This window comes from Providencia sp. PROV150 (genome assembly GCF_028481025.1).
Taxonomy (GTDB): domain Bacteria; phylum Pseudomonadota; class Gammaproteobacteria; order Enterobacterales; family Enterobacteriaceae; genus Providencia; species Providencia hangzhouensis.
Genome location: NZ_JAMPPJ010000001.1, coordinates 391441 through 405182, shown reverse-complemented (window position 1 = coordinate 405182; position 13742 = coordinate 391441). Strand labels below are relative to the sequence as shown.

Sequence of the window (13742 nt, the reverse complement as noted above, 5' to 3'; positions counted from 1 at the left end):
AACACCACTAAAGCGGGCTATATGAGAAGATAATTATTCCGCTTGAACCCAAAACACACCATCCCCCTCTAGGGCAGTAAAGGTCTGGTGTAAATAATCGCTATCTGCCTGTGGGTCAAGGTCTGCAAACAACTCTGGGTGGATAAATTTTGCAATCGCTTCCACCGCAATAATGTTAAATGGCGTATCGTAGTATTGCTGGTATAACGCTAATACTTGCTTGTTTTTGTAAGCAGATAATGAACGAAACTTAGGGCGATCCATTAGCTTACTCAAGCGAGCTAAAGACTTTTGTTTATCCCCCGTATAACCTAACGGCACAGAAGCACTACCTTTACGGGTACTATCCCAATCAGCTGCGGTCATTAAATAATAATCAGGGTTGCTGTGAATCAATTGTTCTTCACTGATTTCCCCACCCATTCCAATACTAAACCATTGTGAACCAAGGTTATTCCCGCCTGCCGTTTCAACAAATTCGCCAAAATTACCATTACCGAACGTTTTACAGCAATAATCTTCCCCTTGGATACCAGCAGCTCGTTCAATGAATACGCTTGGACGCTGCTCTTTGCTAAGTTTAGCCACTCTTGAACGGATTAAGTCTAACTTTTGTTGATAAAACTGATTAAATGCTTGTGCTTGTTGTTCCTCGCCGAATACTTGGCCAAGTAATGCCATACTCGGCATGGTATTTTTTAATGGATATTGCCTAAAGTCGATAAAAATAACGGGTAAACCACTTTTTTCCAATAACGATAAGGTGCCACTTTCAGCAAGCTTACTTTTTAAGCCAATATCAAAAATTAACAAATCAGGTTGAGCTACTAAGGCCTTTTCAACACTAAAATCTGTCGTATAAGGGTTGGGAAAAACAGGTATTTGACTGAGTTGTGGAAATTTTTTGCTGTACGCAACACTCAAATCAGGCGCTTTTTTAATTAACGCATCATCCCAAGCAATAATCCCTTTTAATGGGTCTTGCGGATGTAATATATTTAACGCAACTAAAACACGGCTGTCCGCCAGCATCACTCGAGATACAGGGGCATTAACCGTCACATCCCTACCCGCAATATCCGTCACAGTGATAGGTGCCGCCAAACTATTAGTTGAAAATAGTAGGCTAACAGCACTAAGAATCAGCACGAATGCATTGATAAGTTTTCTCATCATCATTGTTCTGCCTTATTTTTATTAAAATTTTACGGATGCTTGAACATAGTAAGTTCTTGGCTGCCCCACATAGATACCATAATTGTTATCCGTAGAACGTGTAAAATAAGTTTGATCAAAAAGATTTTTAATACCAGCAGATAGCGTTAAATCAGACAAACTTTTTCCAAAATGGTACTCGCCTCGTGCGTCCCACACCATATAACCGGGGATTGTTCCGTATCGGCCATCAGCACTTGGTTTTGTTACATAATGGCTTGATGTTCCTGGCGATTCTTGGGTAGATTGTGCATAAGTATTTAAGTTCCATACCCAATTACCAGTTTCATAACGGCTACCTGCGGTAAAGACTTGCCGTGAATAAAACGGTAAATCCTTATGAGCGAAATCCCCTTTTTTACTTACCGCTTTAGTGTAGGTATAAGTACTATACACACTTATACCATCCAATTTATCACTCAGCTCAGACAGGTTATATCTTGCTGCCAATTCCACACCTTGATGAGTTGTGGCTCCCAAATTTGTCCAACCCGTTGTATTTTCAACGTAAAGTAATTGGTCATCGAAATCGATATAAAATAATGTCGCTTCAAGAGATAGCGCAGTATTATCGTATTTAGTCCCCACTTCATAGTTATGTGCTTTTTCTGCACTTAACCCATTTGCGGGTGAATTCCCTACCCCTTTCGTATTCAACTGAAAATACTGCAAACTGCCAAATGACGTACTGGCATTGGCAAATAGTTTCCATTCATCATCAATGTGATAGATCACCGCTAGCGCAGGAAGCGGTTCGCTATATCGCTTACTTCTGTTTTGGTTTTTAAAACTGTCATTTAAATGAATATTAATGTTCTCATAGCGGATCCCTGGGATCACCGTCCAATTACCAACATCAATGGTGTCATCAAGGTAAATAGCGTGGGCTTCTGTTCCACCTGATGTGTGTTGGTAATAATCATTAGTACTCGGCCGCGAACTTTGAGTGCCGGCTTGGTACCAATTTGAACGGTAAGCTTTTTCGTCTGCGGTTTCATTTAAATAACGGTATCCCACCGTCACTTCATGTGAAATATCATTAAAACGGAATAATTGTGAATAACTCGGTTCAATTGCATACGCGGTATAGTGACGAGGGTAAGAAACTAACCGTCTTTCATTCGCTTTATCTTTATGGTCACTTTCTATATAACTCCCCCGATAACTTTTACTAAACCATGTCATTAACTCAAATTGTTTATCATCTTCTTCATGTTTATATTTCAATGACATATCTTGTCGATTCCCTTCAAAACGGTCATAAGGCCGTGTTGATTGGAATGGGTCAGCGTTATATTGCGCTTGAGTTAGCCCACCTGGCATACCTGACATTGCATGATAATAATGAAAATTAGCCAGTAACTCGTCGTTATCGGTTATGGCATAACGTGTTTTTAAAATCAGGTCATCAATATCTGTATTATCATTGCTTTTACGGTAGCCCTGCCCATGTAACCCTGAATACAGCAGTATCGCTCCTGCTGAGTCATCGGCTTTTGAGCCCCCCACGGACGCATCGACTAGGGTTTTGAGCCCTCCTGTTTTAGCCCCTTGGGTTTGTAACGAAACACCACCAGAAAAGTCTTTCGGGATAGGTTTTGTCACAAAGTTAATGACGCCACCCACATTTTGTGGCCCATAACGTACGGAAGCTCCTCCGCGGATCACATCAATAGATTCAATACTCCCTAGTGATAATGGCGACATCGACAGCTGAGGTTGGCCATAAGGAGCTGCCGCTAGTGGCATACCGTCGAGTAAAATCGTTGAGCGAGGTGAAAGGCGTGAGGTTAACCCACGAACCCCAACATTCAAGGAAACATCGCTCCCACCTGTCCCGTTACTTTCTCGTACCTGCACACCGGGTATCCCTTTCAATGCATCAGCAATGGTTTCACTGCCTGATTCTTTAATTTGTTGCTGCGTTTTTACCGTTCGAGCACCTGGGTGATTAAATACCACCTCACCATCTTCAGTATTTTCAAGCCAATTGCCTGTAACTGTAATCTGATCATTTTTTGGATTATCAGCAGCAAATACATGATAAGGCGCTAATGCCGCTGAAATTGCTAATGGTATGAGTAGCTTGCTAGTTTTTAAATTCATAAGGAATAAGCAATAAAGGAGATTAAGAGAGATAATGATAATTATAATCATTACAAACAATCAACTTAATTTACTATTTATTTTGAAATTATTCTGTTTTAATTCCTTATTATATAAAGGGTTATTGAGAGTGAAGAAAGCTAAAAAAACCGAAGGGAGATTCCCCTCGGTTCATATTATTGGTAAACATGATATAATTAGAGGCAAATATCATTTTGCCTCTAAAGGCATTAACCACCCAGCGAGAAAAATACCACTCGGCCAACCCCCTCACCAACAAAAATACAGAGTGTTGCCAGTGACATAACAAATGTTGCATTTACATTCTGCCCATTTTTTTTGCACAGTAAACGGCCAACAAACAAGACTCCTAATGCAATAAGTATGACTCTAACAATGCTTAAGTTCACTAAACCCTCAGGTAGTTCACGCGGCGTCATTCCCATATAAATAGGCTCTCCGATATTTCCGAGTAGAGAGAATGCGCCCAGCAGCATAAGTAAGATCCCAATAACACCAATACCAAATGTAATTTTAACCACTCGCTTTAATTGCTCTTCTTTATCATTGCGACGTAAAGAACCTACCAGTAATAATGCCGCTATCACGCCACCAACCAGTAATACCGCCCCAAAGAAACTGGCGTAGGTAAATAAGCCATTCCAGAGATTAAACAAGGTATTAGCATACAACGCTGACATTGCATACATATAGATAATACCCGCTAACGCACTAAGCAACAGTAGCGGCGCGTTCGCTTTTTGTTTAAGTAATAACAGCGCGACACTGAAAAATAATAGCGCCATATAAATTGCAGTCGCCCACACTTCACGACTCATCCATGAGGTTGATACATGCAGCATGGTATAAAACATGTGTAGCGGGTTACCCATATGAAATAATGAACCCAATAACCCAACACAGCCCAGAACAAAACTAGCTAGAACAGGCAGTTTAATAAACTGGACGCTTTGTAGGTTATTTCCGCCTTCAAGCACACGAAAATAGCATACTAATGAAACTAACAAGCACCCCACAGAAGCTTGCATAAATAAGGTGAAAATCACCAACGGAAATTCATGCATGATAATTCTCCTTATCCTTTTGTACCGACAACTAGGTTCGGTTTGGTAATACTTGAGCTAGGTAGCCCGGCAATATCTGCATTCGAGCCATATTTTTTACGTAATTCGCTAATTAGACCGAACTCAATCGCACGCATAGGGCAAGAATCAACACACATTGGATTTCCTCCTTTTTCACGGAGATCAAGACAAGTGTCGCACTTAGTCATCATTCCAATACTGGCATCAAACTGAGGTGCTTCATATGGACAAGCCCACGTACAATAGCGGCAACCCACACATTTATCATGGTCGACTAAGACAACGCCATCTTCCTCTCGTTTGTGCATTGCGGTGGTAGGACAATGACTTACACATTGCGGATCATCACAATGGTTACAGGCAATAGACAAGTGCCAAGTCCGAGGACGTGGATACTCCCCCACTTCAATATCATACACACGGCGAAAGTTGCGCCCGACTTCAAGGTCATTTTTGTCTTTACATGCAACAACACAGGTCTTACAACCAATGCAAGTGGCAACATTAATATAAAATCCGACTTGTTTATCCATTTCTTATTGCCCCCTAAAATATAATACGCTGTGGAATTGCTGCATCTGGAACTAACTGGTCACCATGCCATTTTTCGATATTACATAGCATCGTGTTCCACCCTGATGTACCAAGCCCTGTAGGGACTTGAATGGTTAGCGTATTGTCGGCCCCCGCCATATCTATCCCTGTTTTTTCGTCAACATCAGTCCAACTGCCATGGGGTAGTGCGACCACACCCGGCTTCATCGTTTGTGTCACCAATGCAGGGCGCACAATCTTCCCTTGTGGGCTCGTTATCAACACAGTTTCACCGTGTTTAATACCTAAACGTTTCGCATCAGACGCATTGATATAAATTGGGCTTGGCCACTGTTCACGTAACCAAGGCACATTATCAAGCGTGCTATGAGAGCGGCGTAAATAGTGTGGATTATAGATTTGGAATGGGTAATCCCCTTTCTCCTTCTTCGAGAAATCGCTAAAGCTAGCCTCGTAACCACTTGCAGACGGAATATACTCAGGAATTGGTGGTAATTTAGTCCAGCCACACTCATCGGCTTTTTCGACTAATGTTTGGCAGTAAATTTCAAATTTGCCACTTGGTGTTGGTCGTGGATTGGCCTGTGGGTCGCGAATGAAATCTTCATAGGCAATATAGCCATAGTTATCACCAGCCGTCCGTTTTACTTGGTATTTCCCAACAGTAAGAAATTCATTGAGGGTAATTCGCCCCTGTTGTGGCTTGCCTGTTACTTGCCATTCATCAATGTCCGCTTGAGTGATTGTGATTAATGGTTCTGTTGTCTTACCATCTTCACCAATGATTGTTGCGCCATTGAGTTTATTGAAAAATTGTTGTTTTTCCGAAACAGGAAAAACTTCATCGACATTAATACCTAGACGCTTACCTATTTCTTTGGCGATCCATTGGTCACTTCTCGCTTCATAAAGTGGTGGCGTTACATTCACCGCAGCTATCATAACTTCACGGTTACTTGGATTTAATATGGTTCCTTCACGCTCCCATTCAGTCGTCACCGGTAAGACAATATCCGAATATTTGGCGCAAGTATGCGGAACATACGCTGCGGTCACAACCAATTCCACATCTTTACGGTAGGCCTCAACGCTTTGCGAAATATTGGCTCGTGTTTGTAACGTGGCATTGAATGGATGAATGATCATTTGGATATTTGCATCGACATCTCCCACACCACGTTGGCGGAATTTTTTCTCTAATAATGCACGGTTAAGCTCATTGTGATTGATTTTTAAACTGACTGGGTTTGGTACTGAAGGTAGCCCACTTGCTCCCGCCATAACGAGCCGCGTGCCATTATTTCCAGCAGCGAAATGGCAACTAACCCCTGTCATCCGGCCAGGCCTTCCCATATGGCCAGTCATAAAGCCTAAGGTTGAGAATGCTTGCACCCACCCTTCACCATTATGAATTCGAGCAGGTGCCCAACCTGTAAGCAATGCGACTCGGTTAGTGCCACCGATTTCACGTGCCAAAGTGCGAATATCACTCACTGACAGCCCACAAATATTAGAGGCCCACTCAGGTGTTTTTGGCTCTCCCGTATAGGTGCCTAATAGATAATCTTTGAAGTTCCCCTTCGGGTCTGCACCTGCGGGCATATTACTTTCATCAAAACCAACTGTGCAACGGCGTAAAAAATCCCAATCAATCAACGGACTGTCAGGGCTATCCATTTCTAATAGTGCGTACATAATACCCAGTGCTAATGCATGGTCAGTACCCGGATTGATGGGGTACCAATCTGCATCCATTAACTCTGCCGTCGTCGTATAACTTGGGTCAATGCTAATGAAGCGAGCCCCAGCTTTTTTTGCCTGATAATAATTATAGGTTGGGCTACCCGGGCTACTCCACGCTGGGTTTGCCCCCCACATCACGATCAACTGGGAGTTACGCATATCAAAACGGTCATTGGTACCAAAGGTATAAAATCCTTCAAGTAATCCTAAATGGGCTGGTGTTTCAAACCATGCTCCCCACGAGGTTGTTCCCCAATCCCCAACAAAACCCCCCGCTTTGGCGTAAACGTTTTGGATATCAACACCGTTACCACCCGTGATCCAAATAGACTCGTTACCATATTTTTCTTTAATACGTTTCGACTCTGATGCCACAATATCTAATGCTTCATCCCAACTGATGCGCACCCATTGGTCCCGTCCTCGTAAGCTTTTGTCCCCACCACCCGGGGCCCAGCCTTTACGCTTCATGGGGTATTTCAGACGATCCGCCCCAAAAACTTGTTTACGTTGTGAACGACCACGTAAACAACCTCGCTGTTGTGGGAAATCAGGAGAATCTGCAACCACATCATCTGTTTTTTGTCTAACAACGACACCATCGACCACCAATGCTTTATTAACACAGCGGCCACCACAGTTATGCCAACAGGCTACGGGTTTCCATTTCCCTTGAGTCACTGCATCAGTGGCTTGTGCAACTGCTTTTTCCTCCTCTGGTGTTGCCGCATATAATTGCTTACTCAGCGGTAACGTAGCCATTACTGATGCCGCTGATGTCCAAGCTATAAATGAACGGCGACTTAAGGCTATTTTCTGTCTTTCTGACATTGCTCTTACCTCTTCATTTTGTTTTATTATTATAAATTGACTAATTCATTGATTTTTTTAATATCATTGCGTAAAAAAAGTTCAAGTAATGAACTTAATTGACGATAAAATACGGTTTCTGCATGGTTATACATTGAGCGGCAAAATGGCGTAATAAAAGCCAATAAATGGGTATTCAGGAATGTCGCAGACCCGAGCAATAATGCGTTTACTTTAGTCCAATCAACATTTTCAGTTTCGCTATCAATAACTTCAGTAATACGCAGACTTAAATGCCACATAAAATCTAACTCATAACCAATATGGTCAGCGGCTTCCATATCACCTTCTGGCAAGTGAACGCCATACTGTTCATAAAAAGACTTCACTGCTAAGGTACTTTCTTGAAATAACAATTTGTCACGAGAAACATACGTTGATTCCCATGGCGCTGCCGGCGGGGCTTCTGGGCCAATAAATAAGCGAGTAAAATCCCAATGCAAATTTTCGAAATCTTCGTTATTGGCTTGTATCCGCCTATTGTTTAAGTCTTTATGCATCTCATTTATCGCATTTTTCATTGCAGGTAATGCTTCATCACAGGGGAATAACAACAACCCTGAATCACTTAAATAACTTAATAATTCTGGCGTCGGTTCTTCCATAAACAAGCGCCGTAATACGTCATAAGCAAATTGACGCGCATAAAGAAAATCTAAAATTTGGTCATCATTGGTCATAAATGTTTCCCTACAGGTCAGTCAATAAAAATTCAGTGGGTGTGGTGAGTTCAACTCGCACTTCTTTAATTAAAGGATTGCCCTGTTCATCGGGCTCAATAATGTGGGAAGTCAATGCAATAGGCAGTTTGGCTAGCGGGGTTAATAAGCAAATTGCTTCAGGATTAAACTGCAAAAATCCATGCAACAATTCTTGATGATAAGAAACGCCTGCGTTTTTCAATAAAACCGCCACTTTTTCACAATCGTCACCAAAAACTTTGGCGCTTTTAAAAAAATAATCCCGAGAGGAAAAAATATAATGCTTTCCTATTATTTGTTCGTTGTGTTCAAAAAAAGCATTGCTTTGGTACACTTGCCCAGTATGCTTATTTTCTAAAGAGCAGTAGTGCACTCCAATAGATAACTGATTTTCTAGTGCAAATTTAAGAACACGGAGGCAGGCTAGTTCACTCTGTGCGACAGCTAATCCACCTGCATACCAATAGTTGTAATACACCTCATAAGGTGGGTTTTTAAGCATGAACCCGCGAGTTTGATAAGCCTCGCTATTTGTTAGTGGAAAGCAAAACTCTAATAAATTGATACCATCAATACCAATATCATCAAGCTGAGTAAGTAATTGATACATCTGCGGTTCTGTACCGGGGATCACGGGCATTTCCACCATTACAGTTGGAAAAATTTCGCGAGCTAAAGTAATGCGATGTAAAACTTTAGTAATTCGTTCTTTAGGATCATCAATTTTGATACTAAAGCGGATTTCTTGTAGACCAGCTTTAGCTAGAGCTAATGCCGTATTACGGTCTAATGGATCACCTGCTGTATATAAACGGCTATGAGCCAGAGGTAATTTCTGTTGGACTGCTTGGAAAAACGCAATGCTTTCTTGGCGAAAAAGTAGAGGTTCCCCTCCTGTTAGTGCGATATGGGTAAGTGGATAACCTTGTTCTGCTATCGCATCAACCTCACCAATAGCATCGCGCATTTCCTCTTGAAATTCATGATAGTTTTCTTGATTTGGATTAAAACAAAAGTAACAATCGCGGTGGCATTTTAAGGATAAAAATGTCGTGTGACTCCCTTCCCCTGTACGGCATTGTACACAAGCACTTGATAGCCAATTACAATGTATACTCTTTCCACTATTCGAAAAAATTGCGCCTTTACTTTTTATATCTAGTTTGAGTTGTTCAATCTCATGTTGCTGTGCAAAAGGGTCTTCAAAATTAAGTCCATATTCGATAATTGCCTGCTGTGTTTGCTGTTCAATATCCAAATAGCGAATAGCATAACGCTTAAACTTTTGGTTATTTACTGTAGAGATTGTTCTATCTGTAATAGGATAGATCATAAATTTACCTTCAATTTATGAGCAAATAGTTTCTATTATTCGTTGAATTTTCAATTGGACTCAGATCGCAAATAATCAATTAATAGACGGGTATGACAATACCTGTGACAATTAGAAAAATGCTTATAAAGACTCACATCATTACCGATTAAATTGAAAATATTTTTTAAATAAGAAATATTCGCATTATTTTATTTTGATTTAGTATTAATGGCAGTATAAGTTAGTGGCATTATATGATGTTGCGCAAGATCAAAAAAACTTTCCTTTCATTATTTATATATCAACCAATTAGCTGATACTGCTAGCACAGCCAAATTATTACTCAGCAACGTTCTCATTATATGAGAATAATCTCATCAAATAAGTCGCTATATAAAAACTAAATAGCCAATTAGGCAACACTTAAAAATAAAATAAAACTAACCTGTTAACATTAAAATAATCATAATAATATTTCAATTTGTAAAATTAAAATTCAAAAAATGTTCATCTATTCATTTTTGTATTATTATTTATTTTTATCTTATAAAAATAAATCTCCCCAACAAATAAAGCATAGTGACTATTTATCATTTTTATCATATTTAATTTATATAATTAAAATTAATCGTTAAGCATTTTCAATTTGTCACTATCGCTCTATTAGCTATTATCATCAAAGTGGTAAAGCATAAGTAACCTTAACCGTTTCCATTGGTACCTCCGTCTTAATACTTTGAATACTACTAATTTGTGTTAAATGATCCGCATGGAAACGACGATATGAAGCTAAGTCTTCCGTCACAATACGGATCAGTGCATCACATTCCCCAGCCATTAGATGGCATTCGACGACTTCAGGCATCTGTTTAATGTCTTCAACGAATTGGTTGATGGTTTTAGCATCCTGTGTTTTAAACCAAATACGAGCAAATAAAGAAAGGCCAGCTCCAATTTTACTGCCATCCAACACCGCTACATAACGTTTGATAACCCCAGCCTCTTCAAGTAATTTCACACGACGTAGGCAAGGTGACGGGGAAAGCCCCACTTCTTTAGCTAATTCAATATTCTGAATTTTTCCATCTCTTTGTAATACTTGTAAGATATGCCTATCAATGGCATCCAGTTTTAGTCTACTTTCCTTCATTGGCATTCCCCCTCAATTTTATATTAATTAATGATATTAAATACCAATTTTTGTTTATTTTAAAGCAATAAAAAAACCCAATATCATTGGATTATCGCTATAATTTTATCGCTACTGGCCAGTTGCGTGAAAATAACAATGAACAATAATGAGGAATTGAAATGGAGTTACAGAACTTACTCTTATTTAGCGCAACCGTGATCCCTTTAGTCTGCACACCAGGCCCAGACATTCTATTTATTTCCGCACAAGGATTATCGGGAGGAACCTCAGCGGCCTTGAAAGCGAATTTGGGTATTATATTGGGTTATGTGGCACATGCGATTCTGGCTGCACTTGGTTTAGCGGCGATTGTTGCAGCTTCACCCATGATTTTCCACACCATTAAATGGGTTGGGGTCGCTTATGTCACTTACCTTGCTATTCGCATGGTGTTATCTGCAATGAAAGCCGGAGACTTAAGAATTCAAACTGTGTCAACAAAGGCGGTCGTGGGTAAAGCATTTTTAACTAGCTTTCTTAACCCCAAGGGGTTACTGGTGTATTTTGCTATTTTACCGAATTTCATTAAGCTAACAGAAAGTGTCGCTGTCCAATCCTTGATACTTTCAGCCACTTTTATACTTTCGTGTGTCGTGATCTACGGCGTAATAGGTGCATTATTTGCATCCATGCATAATAAACAAGCTTATAATGATAAAAAACGTCGTATAACCGAAGGTGTTGCAGGTGGAATGCTAACGCTAGCCGCTATCGGTTTAGCAACCAGTTAGCGGGGTAATAACTCAATCCAGATTAACTTGCTATCGGTGCTAAGTGGTTTTATATCTCCTTCACCGATATCAGGTAACCACCACGCTCCTTGTCCTTGCGCCATATGATGGCAATTTGCCCCTGAAATTTCCCATTCGCCATTGAGCACGTAGACTAACCCCGCTTGGTTGGCGGATAATCTACAATCTTCAGTGATGAAATAGTTTATAGCCACCCACCTATCATCTCGAAAAATAAAATTCATTAACTTAACTGATGGCTCTGAGACTTTTACCGCGCAAAATTGCTGAGCTGAAAATTGGGCGTGATCACCTGCGCGCTCTAGGCGATGCTCAAACGCTTTGGTATCGGTTAAAAGAAGCGGCTGGTCATTCAACAATACCACCAGCCTTTCCCCTTCTGCATAGCGCTTTAAATAGCTATCTTGGTTAATGGTTGCAATGCTTGCGCGTAATGAATAATCCGATGCAACCGGCCAGCAAAACACTTCTTGGCTGGCCCCCGCACCATCATTCCAATCAAGGATAGGTAATTCCATTATGTCAAAACATTTTATTTTCACATTACCTCCCGTCTGTTGCTGCTAACACATTTAGATTTATACCTAGATTGGCAAAGTTAATCTTTCAGGGCAATGAATTAACGACGATAATGTGACTAATCACGCCTCTCATTGATTAAAAAGTGACATAAACGACCTAAAGTTTTCATTGCTTCCTCCACCCTCTCATTCCATGTAAACGATGCATTAAGACGAAATGCATGGTTAAACTGGTCACTTGTGGAAAACATGCTTCCCGGCGCGATACTGATCCCTTCTTTTAGTGCGAGTTGATACAACCGAATTGCATTAAACGGCGGTTCAAACTCTAGCCATAAAAAATACCCACCTTTTGGTGTATTTACTTTTACTGACTGAGGCATGTATTTTGCTATTGCACTCAACATTTGGTGCTGACGCTGTTCCATCGTTAAACGCAGTTTACGAAGGTGGCTGTCATATCCCCCTAATGATAAGTACTCCGCAATAGCTAATTGCGTGGGAACGCTGGCAGAAACTGTACTCATCATTTGTAAATGTTGTATTTTTGTCGCGTGTTGTCCTGCGGCCACCCAACCCACACGATACCCCGGTGCTAAACATTTCGAAAATGAAGAACAATGAAAGAAATTACCTTTAGTATCAAGTGCCTTTGCGGGTATTGGCTGTTTGCTACCAAAATAAAGTTCCCCATAAACATCGTCCTCAATTAAAGTAATTTGATGCTTATTAAGGATATCGACCAGACGTCTTTTGTTTGTTTGCGGCATCGTTCCGCCTAATGGATTTTGATAATGCGTCATTAGCCAACAGGCTTTAATTGGATATTTGCTCGCAATATCCTCTAATGCGTCAAGATCAATACCAAATAACGGGTCTGTTTTAATGGCAATGGCCTTAAGTTTTAACCGCTCAATTGCCTGAAGTGAACCATAGAATGCAGGAGATTCGATAACGACCCAATCCCCGGGCTGAGTCACCGATTGTAAACTCAAAACTAAAGATTCCATTGCCCCTGCTGTAATCACGATTTCATCCGGAGCGACATGGATCCCTTGGGTTGCATAACGCTGAGCAATGTTACGACGCAGTTGTTCATTACCAGGAGGCAAATTAGCCGGGGTATTAAATTTCGATAAGCGCCTAGCAACAGACGCAAGAGACTTCGCGAGTTTTGGATCATCCAATAAGGCGGGTTCTGGAAATGCAGAGCCAAATGGGATAATATTCGGGTCCTTACAAGCTTGTAGGACACCAAAAATAGAGGCATTAATCTCTACATTTTCATTCAAATGTAGCCCTTTTCCTCCTTTTGCGGCAGCAAATGCATTATTGCGGTTTGCCACGTAATACCCTGATTGCGGCCGAGCAACGACCCATCCTTGGCTTTCAAGTAACTGATATGCTTGCACAACAGTCATTAAACTTAAACCAGACTGTTTAACACTTTCCCTCAATGAAGGTAATCTGTCGCCCACTTGCCAGATATTGTCTTCAATTTGCTGACGAATTTGCGCTGCTAATTGTTCGTATCTCGTCATAGCCGCCTCAACTGTTATAGTTAATATCCCAATAATTGTTACTATTATAGTTTATCGTCTCATGTTCTACTTATCCACACATTCACCTGACTTTTTTTTAACTATAAGCACAAAAAATTTTTCGT

At 40.7% G+C, this 13742-nt stretch carries 11 protein-coding genes; 1 reads left to right on the top strand and 10 read right to left on the bottom strand.

Translation table 11 applies throughout. The features are described from left to right. Positions 1-33: 33 nt before the first annotated feature. From PSE83_RS01945 to PSE83_RS01910, 8 genes are all read right to left on the bottom strand, one after another. Positions 34-1176, bottom strand: coding sequence for an ABC transporter substrate-binding protein (locus tag PSE83_RS01945; protein ID WP_172767564.1), 1143 nt, complete (start codon positions 1174-1176; stop codon positions 34-36). A 21-nt stretch (positions 1177-1197) separates the two neighbouring features. Beyond that, positions 1198-3321 carry a TonB-dependent receptor family protein gene (locus PSE83_RS01940; RefSeq protein ID WP_004264057.1) on the bottom strand — a complete coding sequence of 708 codons (2124 nt, stop codon included), beginning with the start codon at positions 3319-3321 and terminating at the stop codon, positions 1198-1200. Positions 3322-3551: 230 nt separating this feature from the next. After that, a complete protein-coding gene (locus tag PSE83_RS01935; RefSeq protein ID WP_272660610.1) occupies positions 3552-4406 on the bottom strand; it encodes a dimethyl sulfoxide reductase anchor subunit family protein in 855 nt (284 codons plus the stop codon). Positions 4407-4417: 11 nt separating this feature from the next. Then, on the bottom strand, positions 4418-4960 hold the full coding sequence (locus tag PSE83_RS01930; RefSeq protein ID WP_004264054.1) for a DMSO/selenate family reductase complex B subunit: 543 nt from the start codon (positions 4958-4960) through the stop codon (positions 4418-4420). Between the two features lie 13 nt (positions 4961-4973). Further along, positions 4974-7556, bottom strand: coding sequence for a molybdopterin-dependent oxidoreductase (locus tag PSE83_RS01925; RefSeq protein WP_136135193.1), 2583 nt, complete (start codon positions 7554-7556; stop codon positions 4974-4976). A gap of 29 nt (positions 7557-7585) precedes the next feature. Beyond that, complete coding sequence (locus tag PSE83_RS01920; RefSeq protein WP_004264043.1) at positions 7586-8275, bottom strand: TorD/DmsD family molecular chaperone; 690 nt, start codon at positions 8273-8275, stop codon at positions 7586-7588. A 10-nt stretch (positions 8276-8285) separates the two neighbouring features. Further along, positions 8286-9629, bottom strand: coding sequence for a radical SAM protein (locus tag PSE83_RS01915; RefSeq protein WP_165880595.1), 1344 nt, complete (start codon positions 9627-9629; stop codon positions 8286-8288). A 658-nt stretch (positions 9630-10287) separates the two neighbouring features. Then, entirely contained in the window at positions 10288-10767 is a 480-nt protein-coding gene (locus tag PSE83_RS01910; RefSeq protein ID WP_004264035.1) for an Lrp/AsnC family transcriptional regulator, read from the bottom strand. Positions 10768-10922: 155 nt separating this feature from the next. Here PSE83_RS01910 and PSE83_RS01905 point away from each other — a divergent pair, with 155 nt between their 5' ends. Further along, complete coding sequence (locus tag PSE83_RS01905; RefSeq protein ID WP_004264031.1) at positions 10923-11534, top strand: LysE family translocator; 612 nt, start codon at positions 10923-10925, stop codon at positions 11532-11534. On the opposite strand, the gene PSE83_RS01900 is transcribed toward PSE83_RS01905, so the two are convergent. Continuing rightward, complete coding sequence (locus tag PSE83_RS01900) at positions 11531-12097, bottom strand: HutD/Ves family protein (protein ID WP_272660609.1); 567 nt, start codon at positions 12095-12097, stop codon at positions 11531-11533. The genes PSE83_RS01905 and PSE83_RS01900 overlap by 4 nt on opposite strands. Positions 12098-12192: 95 nt before the next feature. After that, complete coding sequence (locus PSE83_RS01895; RefSeq protein WP_004264022.1) at positions 12193-13617, bottom strand: aminotransferase-like domain-containing protein; 1425 nt, start codon at positions 13615-13617, stop codon at positions 12193-12195. Positions 13618-13742: the final 125 nt, after the last annotated feature.